We start from the raw sequence: 19,618 nt of genomic DNA, 5'->3' as shown, positions 1-19,618 counted from the left end.
CCAATGTAAAATAAATCTACTTTAAAAAAAATAAAAAAACTTTTTATTTAAAACTGTGCTTTGAACAATCAAATGAATGGTATCACGATCCCATTTCGTTTACCCTGCCATGTTTAATTCATTTATCAGCTATTCTATATTCCATTTATTTTACATTTACCTAACCTGCCATAATCATTTAAAAATGCAAATACACAAGCATTAAAGCTTTTATATCAAGGACGGATTTAACGCAATAAAAAAGGGATAAAACAGTTAGTTTAGCAGGATTTAAGCCCTGAAAAAGGCGTTAATTATCCGAAAAAACAGACAGGGGTATTTTTAGATATCAGGCCATTTACTGGCTGGTTTATGAAGATAAAAAGCAAGTATGATTAACATTGATTAAACGTAAAACACAATACCGATGATGATTAAACTTAACAAAAAAGCAGGCGTTAAAAGGGGTAAAAACAACGGTTAAAACTTTATACCGATTAAAACCATAAGTTAAAAACATGACTTTTAATAACAGTTTAAAGCCTGCCCATGCTAAAAAGGTGAGATCTCGCACTGGTTAGTCAGTGCAGAGAAAATGGTGAAAATTGAAAAAGGTAAGCTGACGCCAAAACCGGAACATATTCACACTTTCACCGAAATCCCTTCCACTTATCTACTTAATTATCACCCTACAATTTGCTAAATCTGTTAGCTTTCTTGCAGATTTAGTTGATTAATTTGCACAACCTGCCTTTCCTGCACATCATGGAACTTATTGTATTTATAATGACTTCTTAACAAAAGCTATGATTAAAGTTGCACTTATTGACGACCATGTAGTCGTCCGTTCCGGCTTTGCCCAATTACTAACGCTTGAACATGATCTTGAAATTGCCGGGCAATACGCCAGTGCCAGCGAAGCCTGGCTGGATTTACTCAGAAACCCGATTGATGTGGCGGTGATGGACATCGCTATGCCGGATGAGAGCGGTTTGCACCTGCTCACCCGGTTACGGCAAAAACGGCCTGATTTTCGCACCATTATTCTCAGCATTTATGACACCACCGCATTTGTACAAAGCGCGTTGGATGCCGGAGCCTGCGGTTATCTCACCAAACGATGTGGCCCTGAAGAGTTGGTACAGGCTGTGCGTTCCGTACATAAAGGCGGTTGTTATCTGTGTGCTGATGCTCTGAAAGCCCTGCGTCAGGTACCACAAGAAGTTAAAGCACTGCAAGCCCTGACGCCCAGAGAACGGGAGATATTTGATCTGCTCATCAATGGCATCACGGTTAAAGCTATCGCAGAACAACTTAATCTCAGCCATAAAACTGTTCATGTTCATCGTGCCAATATTCTTGGCAAATTGCAGTGCGAGAGTACGATTGAACTGGTTCATTATGCCCTGCAACATCAGATTCTGACAGGTAACGTATGAACGGAGGATCACGATTTGGCCTGTTATCACTATTCCTGCTGATTTTTTATTCGTTGAGCTGGCTTGCTCTGTGGACCATCAGCTTCTACCTGAATAACAATGGGCAACAAGCCACATTGCTGCTGCCACAAGGGTTACGGCTGGCGCTGTTTGTTCTACTGGGACGTCGCTACCTGCCAACCCTGTTAGCAACCGAGGTTATTATCTTGCTATGGCTCGATAGCGAGCAGCTTATGACTAACAATATTATTCTGCTATCGCCATTTCTCAGCCTGATACCTACCTTTATGGTACAGCGGATCTGGTGGCGCTATACCTTGTATTGGCAACGGCTCTCTATTTTGCTGGCAGCCGTAGCCGCCAATAGTGTGTTACAGGCTGTCTGTCTGGGATTTTCTCTGACTGCCAGTGCCAATCATCTGTTTCTTACCTCTTTGACCGGCGGTGTTTTACTGTCGCCTTTTGTTTATCTGATCTATGAATATCTGCGTCAGCAACATCTGAGAAATATGCTGGAACCTGACCATCCGGATCCGCAGTTACGTACTTCACTGCTGATGTGGTGCTGTTTGTTCTGTTTACTGGGGTTGAGCGCTCAGATCTTTATGTCACCAGAAATTGAGAGGCTTTTGGTGATTTTGGTATTTATTCCCAATGTATTTATGGCCTATCGTTATGGCTGGCAAGGTGGCGTCTTGGCGGCTTTACTGGGCAGCCTGATGATAACGTCAGCCCGGCAATTCAGTGGCGCTTTTAACGACTTACGCGAATTGGAGATGTTCCTGACCATTCAGGCGCTATTAGGAATAGGGCTGGGAATAGCCATCAGCCGTCAACAACAACTCGCTGAAAACCTGCAACGCTACCGTGAATTATTGGAGAAGGAGTTAACCGCCCGCCATATTCTGATGCAGAAACTGGTTCACACAGAAGAAGATATTTGCAAAAGTATTGCCCGCGAGTTACATGACGAAATTGGTCAGAATATTACTGCTATCCAAATTCAGGCGACACTGGTAAAACGCACTGCCACCACCCCGGCAATAGCAATGATCGCAGAGCAAATCAATCATCTTGCCCAACAAATCCATCAATCCACCCGTCAATTATTGCGCCAATTGCGACCACCGGTGCTGGAAGAGATGTCTTTAGAAAAAGCGCTCCACCATTTAATCAATGAGTTTGCTTTTCAGCAGCAGGGGATTGATTGCCAGTTGAATTATCAGCTTCCCCAAAATCCAGCCAATGAAACGGTGGTTTTTACCCTTTACCGCTTGGTTCAGGAGTTACTGAACAATATCAACAAACATGCCAAAGCAACCCGCATCGATATCACGCTGCGGCAACGCCGGGATGTGGTCGAACTCAGAATCAGTGATAACGGCATCGGTATCACTGAAGATAAAAGGAAAGGCGGATTTGGCCTCCAGGGGATTGAAGAGCGCATCCGGGCGTTAGGGGGAGACTGGCAACTAAATAACGATAACGGCACTCGCATAATTGTTAACCTGCCCACAAATTCTGATGAAAATCAAGCATAACTAAGAATTACTCCTAGTTACCTAAAACCTTATCCCATCCATTTTCATTAATGTTTATTTACATTCCCTTTTCATGGAGGAGCCGCATATGCAAACCACCAGCCAGGAACAAGTTTCACAACGTTATCGCTACTGGCGCAGCCGTTTGCTGATTTCCATGATTATTGGCTATGCCACATTTTATCTAACACGAAAAAGCTTCAACTTTGTTATGCCAGTCATGCAGTTGGAACTGGGGCTGGATAAAGGGGATATCGGCTGGATAACCAGTCTGTTTTATTTGGCTTATGGCGGCTCAAAATTTGTCTCCGGTGTATTCCATGATCGCACCGGCTATCGCGGGTTTATGGGTGCCGGATTAGTGATGACGGGCGTGCTGAACATTATTTTCGCTTTTTGTTCATCATTTCCTGCACTACTGATTATCTGGACACTGAACGGTTTCTTTCAGGGTTGGGGATGGCCGCCCTGCGCCAGGCTACTGACACACTGGTACTCCCGCAATGAACGGGGTTTCTGGTGGGGATGCTGGAATATCTCCATCAATGTTGTCGGTGTCACTATCCCGATACTGTCAGCTTTTCTGGCGACGACTTACGGCTGGCAAGCAGCGCTGATGATGCCGGGAATTATTGGCATTTTACTGGGTATTTGGCTCTGCCATCAGTTATGTGACATACCGCAAAAGCAAAGTTTACCCAGCGTAGGGCACTGGCGACAGGATCCATTGGAGCTTCGGCACGAACAGTTATCGCCCCCGATGCCGATGATGCAGATACTGCGGGACTCAATTCTGATTAACAGAACTATCTGGTTATTAGGACTTTCCTACATTCTGGTCTACCTCATTAGAATGGCGATTAATGACTGGGGAAATCTGTGGCTGTCAGAAACACATGGTGCCAATCTGCTCAGTGCTAACGCAACACTCTCGCTGTTTGAGCTGGGCGGTTTAACAGGCGCACTTTTTTCCGGCTGGGGATCTGATTTACTGTTCCGCGGTCAACGCGCCCCGATGATTTTACTGTTTGCACTGGGGTTGTTTATCTCTGTCACCGCATTGTGGCTAATGCCTATTCATCACTATGCGCTGTTGGCCGTCTGTTTTTTCAGTATCGGTTTTTTTGTATTTGGCCCGCAAATGCTGATTGGGCTGGCGGCAACAGAATATTGCCATAAACAAGCCGCCGGAACGGTCACTGGTTATCTGGGGTTGTACGCCTACCTGGGCGCTGCAATGGCAGGCTGGCCGCTAAGTCAGGTTGTTGCACACTATGGCTGGTCAGGGATGTTTGCCCTGCTCACCATCGCAGCCGCCATGATGGGTTTGCTGTTGATGCCACTGTTAATGGCAGACGTCAGTAAAAGGGAACATATGGCAGGGGTAGCATCGCTACTTTCCAATGATAAGACGTTCTGAATACAAAGGACAAAATAATGAAACTGAAATCTCTCTCTACACTTATCGCAGCAGGTCTGGTCGTTGCTGCATTTACCCACAGTGCTCAGGCCGCCGGCCGCTTGATCGTTTATTGCAGTGCGACTAACGCCTTGTGTGAAGCCGAAACCAGAGCATTCGGTGAAAAATATAATGTGAAAACCACCTTTGTCCGTAACGGTTCAGGCAGTACTCTGGCAAAAATTGAAGCGGAAAAACGCAATCCACAAGCTGACGTCTGGTACGGCGGCACGCTGGATCCACACTCTCAGGCGGGTGAGATGGATCTGCTGGCCCCCTATAAATCCCCTAATCTGGCGCAAATCATGCCGCAGTTCCGTGATCCGGCCAAACGCAAGGGCAACTACACCTCTGCGGTTTACGTCGGAATTCTTGGCTATGGCGTCAATACCGAACGTCTGAAAGAGAAAAAGATCCCTGTTCCAACCTGCTGGAAAGATCTGACCAAACCGATTTATAAAGGTGAAATCCAGATCGCTGATCCTCAAAGTTCAGGCACCGCTTACACCGCACTGGCAACTTTTGTTCAGTTATGGGGCAAAGATCAGGCATTTGATTACCTGAAAAAGCTGAACGCCAACATTTCCCAGTACACCAAATCCGGTGTCGCACCAGCACGTAACGCCGCCCGTGGTGAATCCGCCATCGGCATCGGTTTCTTGCATGATTACTCTCTGGAAGTGGAAAACGGCGCACCATTGAAACTTATCGCACCATGTGAAAGCACCGGTTATGAAATCGGCGGTGTGAGTATCATCAAAAATGCCCGCAATATGGACAACGCTAAACTGTTTATTGACTGGGCGCTGTCCAAAGAAGCACAAGAACTGAGCTGGAAGAAAGGTAAAGCCTATCAGATCCTGACCAACACCACGGCAAAAGCGTCTCCTCTGGCACTTAAATTGTCCGATCTGAAACTGATCAATTACGACATGGATAAATTTGGCGCCAATGATATGCGTAAAGCACTCATTACCGAATGGGTGACAGATGTGAAGATGGCTAAATAAAGTCTATCCAGGGCGGATAACACCGCCCTTAGAAACTATCCATCGGGCTATCTTGTTTTCCCATATTAATAACGCCTCAAGGATAGATTCTTACTGTTGTTACCTCACGATAATAATAAAAGAGGGAAATTATGTCTTACGCTCTGACTTTGCCTACCAGACAAAAGCGGGATGCGGTGTTTTGGTGGATTGCCCTGACGTGGCTGGCTTTTGCCCTTTTACCATCCTGGAGCCTGGACTATGGCCTTTTCGACTCCACTCAAGATGAAATTTTCACCGCCTATGGCTGGAACGGATTAAACATCAGCTTATTGTGGTTCCTGCTCCCATCGGCGCTGTTACTGCGCCCACTCACACCAGCAAACCGCAATCAGCGTAACCGGCACTATTTTGATGCGGGTTACGCCTTATTATGCGCCTTGTTTGTCATTATCAGTGCGGCCATGATTGGTCGTGGACTAGGCTACTCGACGATTATTCTGTTTATCTCACTGAGCGCAATTATTACCCTCGCCCTGACCCGCCTTGAATGGCTGGGTGGTGATCGTTTTGTTATCGGCTCACTGGTTGCGGTTATTGCCCTGATCGGGGCATTTATCCTTTATCCGAGTATAGCCATCTTTATACCGATGTTTACGGATGATGCCAGTCAATTTGCTCCATTTGCCTTTATCTCGATCTTGGGACAGGCACATATTATCCAGGTTATCACTAACTCCATTCTGCTTTCGCTGGCAGTGGGTGTAGGCTGTACCTTCTTCGGGCTGGCTCTGGCAATTTATACCGCCAGAATCGCACGCCGCTCCGCCATTATTGGCCGGGTATTCTCTATCTTGCCCATCGTCACACCCCCGTTTGTTGTCGGTTTGGGTGTTACGCTAATGATGGGCCGTTCCGGTTATATCACTGAGTTTATGGCAACCTGGCTTGGCCTCACCAATACCAACTGGCTGTATGGCTTTACCGGTATCTGGCTGGCTCAGGTACTGGCCTTTACGCCAATGGCGTTTATGATCCTTGATGGCGCCATCAAAACTATCCATCCTTCACTGGAAGAAGCTTCCTATACTCTGCGCGCCAATCGCTATCAAACTTTCTTCCATGTTTTTATTCCGCTGTTGAAACCTGCACTGGCAAACGCTTTCCTGATCGTGATTGTTCAATCGCTGGCAGATTTCAGTAACCCACTGGTACTGGGTGGTAGCTTTGATGTACTGGCGACCCAGATTTATTTTTATATCACCGGTTCCCAACTTGATTATCAGGCAGCCAGTACGCTGGGCGCTTCGCTTCTGGTTTTCTCTCTGCTGATATTCTGCGTTCAGTATATGTGGATTGGTAAGCGCTCCTATGTCACGGTTTCCGGTAAATCCTATCGTGGTGATGTACAGCCGCTGCCGACTTCGCTGGTTTGGGGTATCTGTGCCATTTTGTTTATCTGGGTTGTGTTCAATGTTCTGTTGTATGGCAGCATTTTCTACGGCAGTTTCACCGTAAACTGGGGTGTGGATTACACACTGACACTGGACAACTTTATCAAGCTGTTTGGTCAGGGGATGCATGATGGCGCATGGCCTTCATTACTGGATACCCTGCTCTACGCCGGTATCGCCGCCCCTATCACCGCTATCCTTGGCCTGCTCATCGCTTATATCGTTGTACGTCAAGAATTCCGGGGTAAGAAAACGATCGAATTCACCACCATGCTGTGCTTTGCCGTACCGGGTACCGTTGCCGGGGTTTCCTACATTCTGGCCTTCAATGATTCACCTTTTTACCTCACCGGCACTGCGGCTATCGTCATTATCTCTATGACTATGCGAAACGTACCGGTAGGTATCCGCGCAGGAATTGCCGGCCTTGGGCAGATTGATAAATCACTGGATGAAGCTTCGTTAAGCCTGCGCGCCGGATCGATGAGAACCATCTTCCATATTCTGTTGCCATTATTGCGCCCGGCAATCCTGTCTGCCCTGATTTACAGCTTCGTTCGCGCCATTACTACCGTCAGCGCTATTGTATTTCTGGTCACACCAGAAACCCGCGTAGCAACCGCTTATATCCTGAACCGGGTGGAAGATGGTGAATATGGCGTCGCTATCGCTTACGGCTCTATTCTGATTGTGGTCATGCTGGCCATTATTTTCCTATTTGACTATCTGATTGGCGAAGCACGGGTTTCCCGTTCCAAAGCCAAAAATGCACAGTAATCACGGAGTGACGACATGGCACAACAAAATTTTGTCGAACTGAAAAATGTAACCAAACGGTTCGGTAGCAACACCGTGATCGATAATCTGGATTTGTCTATCCCACAAGGGCATATGGTAACGCTGTTAGGACCATCCGGCTGTGGTAAAACCACCGTATTGCGTCTGGTTGCCGGGCTGGAAAAACCCAGCGAAGGTAAAATTTTCATTGATGGTGAAGATGTTACAGACCGTTCTATTCAGCAGCGGGATATCTGTATGGTATTTCAGTCCTACGCCCTGTTTCCGCACATGTCGCTGGGAGAAAACATTGGTTATGGACTGAAAATGCTGGGGCAGCCTAAAGCAGAGATACGCGAGCGGGTTAAAGAGGCATTGGAATTGGTAGACTTGGCTGGTTTTGAAGATCGTTATGTAGATCAGATCTCCGGTGGTCAACAGCAACGTGTTGCACTCGCCCGCGCTCTGATCCTTAAGCCAAAAGTCCTGCTTTTTGATGAACCGCTCAGTAACCTTGATGCTAACCTACGCCGCAGCATGCGCGAAAAGATCCGCGAATTGCAGCAACAATTCAATATCACCTCGTTATATGTCACTCATGATCAGAGTGAGGCGTTTGCGGTTTCCGATACTGTGCTGGTGATGAATAAAGGCAAAATCATGCAAATTGGCACGCCACAAACACTCTATCGCCAACCTGCATCTGAGTTTATGGCGAGCTTTATGGGAGATGCCAATATCTTCCCTGCTACTCTGGGTTCTGATTATGTGGAAATTTTCCACTATCGCCTGCCACGGCCAGAAAATTTTACCACCAACCGTCAATCGGTAACGGTAGGTGTCAGGCCGGAAGCCATTACCCTGAGCCGTCACGGAAATGCGAGCCAGCGTTGTACCATCAGCCATGTGGCTTATATGGGTCCACAATATGAAGTCACGGTAAACTGGCAAGATCAAACTCTGCTGCTACAGATTAATGCCACTCAATTACAACCCAATATTGGCGATAATTATTATCTGGAAATTCATCCATTTGGGATGTTTATGTTGGAAGAGAAAAGCCAACGTTAATTTGATTTAAAAAAGTCCTGACTTTCAGATCAGGAGGCCGCCAGATGGCGGCCAGATGAGTCATCATATAGATTTCGAGTTTCACACTTAAAAAAACTAATTATGATTAAAAATCGCACTTTTTGCTAAAGGCATTAATTTTTACTTTAAATTTAACCTGTTACATATAAAACAGTGAATAATTTAGGAATTTTCAGTCACTAAATCTAGTATGTGAATTAAGTTATTAAAAATCAATATGATAAAAGCTATTTTAAGCAGCCTCCCTTTTTTAGTTTAATCTCTTATACTTACTCATAGATTTACATAATTAACTGAAAAAAAAAAGAAATAATTAAACTTTCTATTCTAGAATCAATCATTCACCTTCATTGGCATCTGCCAACCTCTTTCTCCTTAATCACTCTTTATCGTTAGATTGACACATGTGAAAAAATGATCAAATTTATTTCCATAGGTGATCGTAATCCATTTTAATCAACTGAATTCTAATTATTTCGTTAGAAGCATTCTCATGATTCTAAGGAGAATAAACAATGTTGCGCAGTGTCGTTCGGGAAGGTGATGCAACCTCGCACGGTGGCAAGGTCCTGGCAGGAGAAGAGAGCTTGAAAATTTTGGGCAAAAGGGTAGCAAGAATCGGCGATCCGGTCTCTTGCCCAAAATGTGGTGGCAATCAAACCATTATTGAGGGAACACCGGGCGTAAAATGCCCAGACGACCAAATGGTGGCACTGGAAGGTATGAAAACCTCTTGTGGTGCAACGTTAATTGCCTCACAAGCACTCTTTCAGGTGGAAGATGGCGGGGTAAGTCAATTTATCGCCGGTTATGCTGAAACAAATACTCAAACGCCAACGGCTGCCGCAGCACCGCAAGCCACCGCGATAACCGAAAACAATGCCCGCCCTATGACGCCGGTTTTTACCAAATCCTGTTTACGGAGTGAAGGCTGTACCGATGCTGGCACAAACAGTGAGCCGGTCGGCAATTTTGGGCAAACGGCATTCTATCAGGCCGCTGCATCAGTCCCTGTATCTGCGGGCGGAACGGCAGCATCAGGCGAAACCGGCCTTGCTGTAATGCGGTTTATTGGTGGCACTCTGGCAAGCGCAGGACGCTGGCTGGTCAGTACCTCACCGTTAGGCGTAGGTGTAATGGGGATCCTGTACTCACCCAAACTGAATGAAGGAGAATCCGATTATCTGGATAGCCGGCTACTGGAGACGCTTGCCAAACAACACGGCACCGCCCCAACCCGTGTTCGTTTCCGTTGGGAAACTGACGCCAATACAGGCAAGTTAATCCCTCGCGGCTACCATACCAGTCCAGATGGTGGGTTTGATCAGGTTCCGGTCAGGATGATGACGCTGAACTCTGCCACAGGTCATTATGAATTTTGGCAGCCGGGAGAAAACCGGCCAACGATTTTATGGACACCCAACGAACAAGAATTTAAAGTTCCATCCCATACCGGGAATGAAGAAGAGCCGTTTATTCCGTCGCAGATAACCGTATTACCACTACCGGATAAAGTAGGCAGCGATATTGAATCGTTGCCGATGCCGGAAGAAAAAGGTTTTCGTGATTATATTCTGGTATTTCCGGCCGATTCAGGTATTAAACCGATCTATGTGATGTTCAACACTCCTCGAAATCAACCGGGGATAGTAACTGGTCAGGGACAAAAAATCGAAGGCAATTGGCTAAGCAGTGCAGGACAAGGTATGGGCGCCCCCATTCCCAGTCAAATAGCAGATAAGTTACGTGGGCGAACATTTAATAACTTTGATGATTTCAGAAAAGCTTTTTGGAAAGAGGTTGGGAATGATACGGAGTTGTCTAAACAATTTATCATTTCCAATTATGAGCGAATGAAAGTAGGTAAAGCTGCTAAATCTCGTAGAATTGATGCTGTTGGTAAACGAAGTTCTTTTGAACTCCATCATGTAAAATCACTGAAAGATGGAGGATCTGTTTACGATCTAGACAATCTACAAGTGGTTACACCAAAACGACATATTGAAATACATTCTAATAAATAGGAGAGATAATATGGAATTGAAAAATAAGATAGAGTTTTATACAGAAGCTGAATTCATTGAATTTGTAAAAGAAATTCTCAAAGAGAATATTGCGAAAACAGATGAAAAACTAGATACATTATTATCTCATTTTGAAAAATTAACAGAACATCCAGAAGGAACAGATATTATTTATTATGCTACTTCTGATAGCGAGTGTACTCCTGAAACAATCACAAAAAAAATTAAAGAATGGCGAGCTAAAAACGGTAAGTCAGGCTTTAAAATTTAGGTTAAAAAGCTGCAAAGGTTAGCGATCCAGCCTATTGCCATAAATGTATTATTAATAAAAAAATTATAAAGAGCCCCCCATTACCAGTCAAATAACAGATAAGTTACGGGGGCGAAAATTTAATAACTTTGATGATTTCAGAAAAGCGTTTTTAAAAGAGGTTGGGAATGATACGGAGTTGTCTAAGCAATTCAGAAAAACCAATCAAGAAGATATGAAAAATGGATTGTCTCCTTACCCACCTAAGTTAGAACAAGTAGGTGGGCGACAAAAATATGACATACATCATGTTAAGTTTATTAAAGATGATGGTTCTGTGTATGAACTTGATAATCTGTGAATAATAACACCAAAACGACATATTGAAATTCATTCTAATAAAGAGGGGAAATAGTATGGAGCTGAAAAGTAAGATAGAAGAATATACCGAAGCTGAATTTTTTGAATTAATTAACATGATTTTCGAGGGGAAATACTCTTCGGAAGTAGAACACGATGCAATCGTAAACAACATTGTGAAAGCCTCAGAATATCCTAGCGGTACAAATTTGCTGTATTATCCAGAAGATGGTACTGAAGATAGCCCGGAAGGTGTACTTAAAGTTGTAAAAGAATGGCGAGCTAAAAACGGTAAACCCGGCTTTAAAATTTAGGTTAAAAAGCTGCAAAGGTTAGCGATCCAGCCTATTGCCATAAATGTATTATTAATAAAAAAATTATAAAGAGTCCCCCATTCCCAGTCAAATAACAGATAAGTTACGGGGGCGAAAATTTAATAACTTTGATGATTTCAGAAAAACGTTTTGGAAAGAGGTTGGGAATGATACGGAGTTATCTCGGCAGTTTAATTCACATAACAAAGCATTTTTGAAAAAGGGTTACTCACCATATTCACCACAAAAAGAACATGTTGGAAATCGAGAAAAATACGAAATCCATCATATTAAATTTATTAAAGATGGTGGTGAAGTCTACAATTTCGATAATCTTCGTGTGATAACGCCAAAAAGACATATCGAAATCCATTCAAATAAAGGGGAATAAAATGAAGCTAAAAGAAAAGTTAGAAGATTATACCGAAGTCGAATTTTTAGAGTTTGCTAGAAAAGTGTGTAATGCAGATTATGCTACTGAAGATGAAGCGGATGTTGCAGTTCAAAATTTCATCCTCTTATCAGAACATCCAGATGGTACTGATATCCTCTTTTATCCATCACCTGACCAAGATGATTCACCAGAAGGAATAGTGAAAAAAATTAAAGAGTGGCGAGCTAAAAACGGTAAACCCGGTTTTAAAATTTAAGTTAAAAAGCTGCAAACATGGGAAATATGAAAAAGGGAAAAGATCCCGCTCCAAGGGAAAACGAATGGAGAGGGAAAAAGAAAAAATACGAGTTACATCATAAAAAACCTATTTCCCAAAGTGGAGGTGTTTATGATGTTGACAACATTAGAGTTGTTACTCCAAAAAGGCATGGCGAATTACATAAGTGAAGTGAATAAATTATGGGAAATAATGTAATAGATATTACTGAAAACGAATTTTTATCTTTGATAAAGAAAATGTTCAATGGGGATTTCCAAACAGAAGAGGATGAATCAAAAGCTATCGATGAATTTAAAAGGATTTCAGAGCACCCCTCTGGCGGTGATCTAATATTTTATCCAGAAGATGGTACTGAAGATAGTCCGGAAGGTGTACTTAAAGTTGTAAAAGAATGGCGAGCTAAAAATGGCAAACCTGACTTTAAAAATCAGCAATAAATTCAAATTGTTACTTCAATCGGTCTATTCACGTAGATAAATAAAATCGAACAAGTCCGTTTATTACTTTATGAAACTTAGGGCATACATCCACTCATTAGAAAAAATACTTTCCTTACCCCAACTATTATAGTTGGGGTAAGGCATTACCTATCCATTATTATAAAATCGCCATAGTCAGTCATTAATATAATTAACTATTTATGACTATCGACAATATTAAAATATAACTTTTTTTAGGCTAAAAAATCAATAAAAAATAATCATGCGTCCATTCCTATCTTCATAGAAACAAAAGAAGAAAACTGCTTTAATGTGGGATTTAGAAAAACCCTGGAATATTCAACATCAATATTAAACACGTTCTTAACTATACCATTCATTCTAATACTTAAAATTGAATCGCCACCGATATTAAAGAAATTGTCATTCTGGTCTATTCGTGAAACTCCAAGAACTTTCATCCATATTTCAGCAATGACTTTTTGCACCATATTAGCCGGAGGGGAAAAATCATCAGTGCTTTGTTGGGGTATTTTAGCTAGTGGTAAAGATTTATAGTCTATTTTACCACTGGTATTCATCGGCATATTATCCAGAATTAAAAAGTCCGCAGGGATCATATAATCCGGTAAATCATTCGATAAGTATTCACGTAATTGTTCAATAAGATGGTGATGCTCTCCCTTTTCAAATACCGTTAAATAAGCAACGAGTTGTTTACTGCCTCCCGCAGTATCACGAGCCCGTACTACCGATTTATTGACAATGGGATGATTCTCCAGTCTTTCTTCAATTTCGCTAAGCTCAATGCGATAACCCCGAATCTTAACCTGATGATCATTGCGACCAAGATATTCAATATTCCCCTGATTGTCATAACGAGCCATATCTCCGGTTCGATACATGCGGGCACCAGCCCGCCGGGCAAAAGGATCGCTGACAAAGCGCTCCGCACTCAGTTCTGGCAAATTGAGATAGCCACATGCAACCCCCACTCCACCAATATAAATTTCGCCAATACTGCCTAATGGCGCAGGTTGACCATATTGATCCAGCAGATAAATAGCTGTATTCATAACAGGTTTACCTATTGAACATACATGATCGGCTGAAGCGATTTCCTGACAGGTTGCAATAACCGTATTTTCAGTTGGCCCATATGTATTTAATAAACAAGGTCGGTGAGTTTCATGTGAAAACCACGCTTGTATTGAACTCTTCTTCACCGCTTCTCCACCAATGATAATCAATCGGAGATCCTCAGACAGCGGTAGCGCTTTGTCTCTGGCAGCCAGTTCAGCCCAGAATAATGTGGGTAAAGAGATCACCGTGATACAGTTTTTCTTCACCTGCGAGATAAATTCCTGAATAGATGATAACCAGTGATTATCGCGAATCACTAATGTTGCACCATTGCATAGCGACGAGAAAAATTCCTCTACCGAAGCATCGAAAGAGAAAGAGGAAAATTGCAGTACCCTATCCTGCGGTGTCACCTTATACAGTTCGTTAAACCCTAACCATCTTTGATAAATGGCCTGATGATCAACCATGACGCCTTTCGGTTGTCCTGTTGAACCCGAGGTGTAGATGATATAAGCCAGATTTTCTGTTGTCAGATTTCGAATATCAGGATTACTTTTTGACAAACTGACGTCTAATGGTTGGTTAAGATCCAACAGGGTAAATTCACTGTTCAGTGCCGACAACGCTTTTTCACCTGCCTGGTCGTGAAGCACCAATACAGGCGCAGCATCTTGCAAAATATACGCCAGCCGGGCCTGAGGATAATCGGGATCAATAGGAACATAAGCGCCACCAGCTTTTAAAACCGCCAGCATACCCATCACCATCTCAGGGCTTTTAGCTACGCAGATCACTACCCGGCTATCAGGCTTAACGCCTTCTGCCAGCAACCGATGAGCCAGCTTGTTTGCCTGACTATTTAGCTCTGCGTAGCTTATCTTTAACCCATTAAATTCTAATGCGATTGCGTCTGGTGTCACAACCGCCTGAAACTCAAACTGATGGTGAATACACTGTGCCGTTTTGTCATCTATCCGGACTGAGTTCCAAGTATCTAACAGCAACGAACGTTCTGCCGCAGGCAGAACATCCAACTGGCAGACAGGCAGATCCGGCTGTTCATTCAATGCCCAAGCCAGCTGTATTAAAGCCTGTTGCAAATAGCCACACAACCGAGAAGCAGATAAAGGGGAGACAACTTGAGCCGTTAATCCCAGTTGAGTACCACAATCCTCTACCGAGATACTTACCGGATAGTTGCTTTGCTCTTCACCATCCAACATCTCGATACCGTACTGTTCATAACTTTTACGATACTCCGAGATGTCTTGCTCATTATGACGATAATTAAACAAAGCAGTAAACAACGGTGCCGGCGCTATCACACCGCTACAACGCTGTGCGGCAACCAAAGGTGTCTGCTCATAGGACAGCAGATCAGATAAACGTTGATGCGTTTCTTCCAACACATCCACCACACTACGTTCATCAATATCCAGCCTCAGTGGTAATGTATTAATAAACAGCCCCACTCCTTGCTCAACGCCGGTTTCTCCCCCTAAACGACCAAACAGCACCGTTCCCGTCACGACCTGCTCTCGTCCGGTACTTTTGGCTAACACCATTCCCCATCCTAAATGGGCCAGGCTGGCAAGGGTGACACCGTGGCGTCGCGCCAATTCACGCAATGCAACATTAAGTTCTGCCGGTAGTTCAATATGGCATTCATCTACCCGGCTACCATCCTGCATCACATCATAGAGACCAAATGGCGCTGTAGGCTCATCTATATCAGCCAGCATACGTTGGAAATAAGGCTCGTAGGCTTTATCCCTATTGACTTGGTTTGCATATGCGATCAGGTTCCGATAAGGAACTGTCAGTGGCAATAGGGACGTCTGTCCAGACAGAATGTGCTCTATCTCACGATGCATGATTTCAAGCGTCGTATGATCGCCGATAAGGTGGTGCATAACCTGTAACGCCAGCCAGCGTTCACTCTCCTGCTCTTTTGCTATCAATAAATGCAATAAAGGTGCTTCATTAAGCGCCATACGGTGACCCGTAATGGTATGGCTGGCCACCAGCTGGCTAATAAATGAATCTGATGAAACTGTCGATAAACTCACTTCTTTGACTTGTAATCGGGCATTTCTCAGCACGACTTGTACCGGCCCACAAGAAAGTGGTTCGCTGAAAAAAGCGGTACGCAAAATATCATGGCGATGAATGACTTGCTGCAAAGCATTAATATAAGCATCAAGACAAGCTCGATTTTTAAAAGCGAGTTGAGACATCACCTGATAGGGATCACCGTCTTTTGCCAGAAGGTGATGAAAGAAAATGCCATCCTGTAATGGCGACAATCCATAAATATCCTGGATATTTTGAATCCCACCGGGAACCTGGCTAATCAATGTATCAATATCAACCTGTGTCATCTCTGCCAAAGGTAACATTTCAGGCGTAATAGAATCTGTATCAGGCGTTATTTGATTTAATGGAATAACCGAAACATCATTTGCTTCTTTAAGCAATGCGGCTTGTTCATGAAATACAGGTGTTGAAAACAATGCGCCTGCCTGTATTGTATGACGCTGTTTTCTCAGTAACCCCATTAATTGAACAACCAACAGAGAGTGCCCTCCCAGCGTGAAGAAGTTATCATTACGGCCAACTTTTTCTACACCTAACAGCTCACACCAGCATTGTGCTAATAACTGTTCGATTTCACCCCGGGGAGCTTCATAAACCTGTCGCTGATAAGCCGATTCATCGGGTTCCGGCAAGGCCTGGCGATCAAGCTTACCATTCGTTGTTAACGGAAAGTGCTCCAATACAACAAAAGCCGCAGGAACCATATATTCAGGCAAACTGGACAAGAGATGCTGACGCAGCGTTGCCGACATCTGCCCGTTAACCTGTAAGGAAGAAAGGACAACATACGCGACCAATCGTTTATCGCCACCGTTACCTTCTCTGGCAAGCACCACAGCTTCCCGTACTCGTGGATGGGTTTCAAGGCAAGCCTCTATTTCACCCAGTTCAATACGAAAACCGCGGATTTTCACCTGATGATCGTTACGACCAATATATTCAATATTCCCTTCATGATCATAACGCGCTAAGTCACCTGTGCGGTACATCCTCGAATCTGATGCAGGATTAAATGGATCAGTAATAAAACGTTGTGCGGTCAGTTCAGACCGGTTGAGATAACCCCGGGTAACCCCTGCTCCTCCAACGTACATTTCACCTACTGCCCCCGCTGGCAGTAAATGAAGTTGCTCGTTTACAATATAAATTGAAAGATCAGGTAACGGATGACCAATTAAGACGCGGTTATCAATATCTTCTTCATTGACCTCTCTAAACGTCGCATGAACGGTAATTTCAGTAATACCATACATGTTAATCAGCTTGATATTGTGATTACGCTCTTTCGCCCTAAATTTCTCCAACGTTGTTTTCATCAACGCTTCGCCACCAAAAATAATGTACCTCAGGCAACTTTGTGCACTTTGATAAACCTCGATAAAACTATTAAAGGCACTTGGTGTTTGATTTAAAACAGTAACTTTTTCCTTAGTAACAATATGATAAAAATCATCAATCGATCTGATTTTATCCGAAGGAATAATCACCAGACGCCCAGCAAAATAAAGTGCTCCGAATATTTCCCATACCGAGAAATCAAAAGAAAATGAGTGCGCGAGACACCACACATCATCCGGTTTGAAAGAAAACAGCCTTTCAGTGGTAGTTAGAAGTCGTGTAACCTGACGATGTTCAACCATCACGCCTTTAGGATGCCCGGTTGAGCCAGAAGTATAGATAACATAAGCCAGGTTATGCGGTTTCAAGGCCGAGACGTTAGGATTCTCTTCCGACAAATCTTTGTCTTGAACCTGACTAAAATGGATGCCCTTCTGCTTATCACTTAGCACCCCCTGCAACGCTTCTGCACCAGCATTATCCTGTAACACTAGAATAGGAGCCGCATCCTGTAAAATATATTGGAGCCGTTCTTTAGGATAAACCGGATCGAGTGAGACATAGCCGGCCCCGGCTTTTAGGATAGCCAATAACCCAATAATCATCTGCAAGCTTCGGTCAACACAAATGGCTACCCGGTCATCCGGCTTCACCCCCTCCGCAATCAGACAATGAGCCAATTGATTAGCCTGGCGATTCAATTCATCGTAACTTAGCGTCTTATCCTGAAAGACTAATGCTACAGCCTCGGGTGTATTGGCAACCTGCTGCTCAACTAACTGGTGAAGACAATAGTCAACCTGCCCATCAATTGAAATCTTACTCCATTGATTTAATTGCAAACTACGTTCGCTTTCAGGAAGAATATCTATGTTTCTGACACGTTGTGCCACATTGCCTACCATCGCACGTAACACAATGAGGTAATAGCTTAAATGACGCTCAATGGTCTGTTTGTCAAACAGTTCCGTAGCGTAATTTATGCCGCCAACAATTTCGCCACCACGCTGGTGCATAAAAAGTTCAAGATCAAACTTTACCTTATTAGCCGCATAGTTAACCGGAGCCGCCTCAATACCTGCAAACGCCAATTCCCCTTCATAAAAATCCTGCCAGGCCAGTAAAACCTGAAAAATCGGTGAATAAGACAAACTACGTTCAGGATTTATCACCTCAACGATGCGTTCAAAAGGGATATCCTGATTATCTTGTACATTAATAACCGTATTTTTTACCTGATTTAGCAATTCCCCAATGGAGAGTTCACGATCAATATCAACCCTTACCGGCAACATATTGACAAAGAACCCGACCATTTCTCTTATTTCTGCCCGGTTTCTGTTGGCAAAGGGAGTGCCGATAACCACACTGTCCTGACCAGAAAGCCGGTTAAGCACAACCGCCCAGGCAGCCATCACCGTCATAAACACTGTCATTCCGTTCTTTTGACTGAGCAATTTGAGCTGTTCAGTTAACTGTTGATCAATAGTAAACGTACATGTATCACCCTGCTGTGACGGCTTTTTAGGTCTTGGGTAGGTTGTGGGCAGTGTTAAGAGCGGCGGAATATCGGCAAGCTGCGGCTTCCAATACGCCATTTGTAAAGCAAGTTTCTCTTCAGTCAGGTATCGATTCTGCCAGGCAGTATAATCAAAATAATCTAATGAAAGTGGAAGAAGCGAAATTGCTCTATGATGAATGAGGTCATTATAAATGGTACATAATTCATTAATAAATATACCGATAGACCAACCATCGGTAATAATATGGTGCTGGCTTAATAAAAAAATATATTCATCATTTTGTAATTGAACCAGACAAGCTCTTAATAAAGGCCCCTGAACAAAATCAAAAGGCAAATTAAATGTTTCTTCGATCAACTGAGCTAATATTTCTTCTTTGTCATCAACAGGTCTCAAATCTGAAAAAATAAGGGGAAACGGTGTCTCTTCACTTAATATTTTAGCAACCGGCGTCAGGTTCTGTACGATGAAGGTGGAGCGTAGCGCCTGATGACGGCGAAATACGGCATTCAACGCCTGACAGAATAATTCTGTGTTTAAATTCCCGTCCAGTTTATAGGCAACGGGAACATGATAGTTAACCGATCCACCTTCAATTTCATGTACCAGCCACATCCGTTTCTGTGATGCGGATAAATGCTCACCCTGTACTAATCTGGCTAATGGTTTAATCACCTCTTCATCAGAACGGTTTTCCAATAAAGAAGAACGCCCCAGGTTTTTTATCCGATTCAGTTCTGACTCATTGAATTTGGCAAGAATAGTTTTTATGTCTTTCATCG

15 protein-coding genes are annotated in these 19,618 nt (G+C 43.6%); 14 read left to right on the top strand and 1 reads right to left on the bottom strand.

The features are described 5' to 3' along the window. Positions 1–785 precede the first annotated feature (785 nt). The 14 genes from PTE_RS19415 (at position 786) to PTE_RS19355 (ending at position 12,789) form a co-directional block, all read left to right on the top strand. The gene (locus tag PTE_RS19415) at positions 786–1,418 is read left to right on the top strand and encodes a response regulator transcription factor (RefSeq protein WP_036849708.1); all 633 of its coding nucleotides are present in this window, start codon (positions 786–788) and stop codon (positions 1,416–1,418) included. Next, on the top strand, positions 1,415–2,959 hold the full coding sequence (locus PTE_RS19410) for an MASE1 domain-containing sensor histidine kinase (protein WP_036849707.1): 1,545 nt from the start codon (positions 1,415–1,417) through the stop codon (positions 2,957–2,959). Before PTE_RS19415 ends, PTE_RS19410 begins: the two co-directional genes overlap by 4 nt. An 88-nt stretch (positions 2,960–3,047) precedes the next feature. Beyond that, positions 3,048–4,379, top strand: coding sequence for an MFS transporter family glucose-6-phosphate receptor UhpC (uhpC, locus tag PTE_RS19405; protein ID WP_036849706.1), 1,332 nt, complete (start codon positions 3,048–3,050; stop codon positions 4,377–4,379). 17 nt (positions 4,380–4,396) lie between these two features. After that, complete coding sequence (locus PTE_RS19400) at positions 4,397–5,428, top strand: ABC transporter substrate-binding protein (RefSeq protein ID WP_036849705.1); 1,032 nt, start codon at positions 4,397–4,399, stop codon at positions 5,426–5,428. Between the two features lie 131 nt (positions 5,429–5,559). Beyond that, positions 5,560–7,638: an ABC transporter permease gene (locus PTE_RS19395; protein WP_036849704.1), complete on the top strand. Its 2,079-nt coding sequence runs from the start codon at positions 5,560–5,562 to the stop codon at positions 7,636–7,638. A 15-nt stretch (positions 7,639–7,653) separates the two neighbouring features. Further along, on the top strand, positions 7,654–8,709 hold the full coding sequence (gene fbpC, locus PTE_RS19390) for a ferric ABC transporter ATP-binding protein (protein WP_036849703.1): 1,056 nt from the start codon (positions 7,654–7,656) through the stop codon (positions 8,707–8,709). A gap of 536 nt (positions 8,710–9,245) precedes the next feature. Further along, positions 9,246–10,754 carry an S-type pyocin domain-containing protein gene (locus PTE_RS19385; RefSeq protein ID WP_036849702.1) on the top strand — a complete coding sequence of 503 codons (1,509 nt, stop codon included), beginning with the start codon at positions 9,246–9,248 and terminating at the stop codon, positions 10,752–10,754. A gap of 10 nt (positions 10,755–10,764) precedes the next feature. Then, on the top strand, positions 10,765–11,025 hold the full coding sequence (locus PTE_RS19380) for a bacteriocin immunity protein (protein ID WP_036849701.1): 261 nt from the start codon (positions 10,765–10,767) through the stop codon (positions 11,023–11,025). A gap of 79 nt (positions 11,026–11,104) precedes the next feature. Then, the gene (locus PTE_RS27065; protein ID WP_071993011.1) at positions 11,105–11,365 is read left to right on the top strand and encodes a hypothetical protein; all 261 of its coding nucleotides are present in this window, start codon (positions 11,105–11,107) and stop codon (positions 11,363–11,365) included. Between the two features lie 55 nt (positions 11,366–11,420). Next, complete coding sequence (locus PTE_RS19370; protein WP_036849700.1) at positions 11,421–11,678, top strand: bacteriocin immunity protein; 258 nt, start codon at positions 11,421–11,423, stop codon at positions 11,676–11,678. A 79-nt stretch (positions 11,679–11,757) separates the two neighbouring features. After that, entirely contained in the window at positions 11,758–12,069 is a 312-nt protein-coding gene (locus PTE_RS27060) for an HNH endonuclease family protein (RefSeq protein WP_071993010.1), read from the top strand. Between the two features lies 1 nt (position 12,070). Beyond that, complete coding sequence (locus tag PTE_RS19365) at positions 12,071–12,328, top strand: bacteriocin immunity protein (protein WP_036849699.1); 258 nt, start codon at positions 12,071–12,073, stop codon at positions 12,326–12,328. A 17-nt stretch (positions 12,329–12,345) separates the two neighbouring features. Further along, the gene (locus PTE_RS25260; protein WP_198539206.1) at positions 12,346–12,519 is read left to right on the top strand and encodes an HNH endonuclease signature motif containing protein; all 174 of its coding nucleotides are present in this window, start codon (positions 12,346–12,348) and stop codon (positions 12,517–12,519) included. 12 nt (positions 12,520–12,531) lie between these two features. Further along, positions 12,532–12,789 carry a bacteriocin immunity protein gene (locus tag PTE_RS19355; RefSeq protein WP_036849698.1) on the top strand — a complete coding sequence of 86 codons (258 nt, stop codon included), beginning with the start codon at positions 12,532–12,534 and terminating at the stop codon, positions 12,787–12,789. Between the two features lie 263 nt (positions 12,790–13,052). Here the strand turns inward: PTE_RS19355 and PTE_RS19350 are convergent, their stop codons facing one another. Further along, positions 13,053–19,616 carry a non-ribosomal peptide synthetase gene (locus PTE_RS19350; protein WP_051477470.1) on the bottom strand — a complete coding sequence of 2,188 codons (6,564 nt, stop codon included), beginning with the start codon at positions 19,614–19,616 and terminating at the stop codon, positions 13,053–13,055. Positions 19,617–19,618: the final 2 nt, after the last annotated feature.

The organism is Photorhabdus khanii NC19 (assembly GCF_000517265.1).
GTDB classification, from domain to species: Bacteria; Pseudomonadota; Gammaproteobacteria; order Enterobacterales; family Enterobacteriaceae; genus Photorhabdus; species Photorhabdus khanii.
Note: the sequence above shows the minus strand (reverse complement) of the source record. Positions and strands in the feature narration are given on the sequence as shown.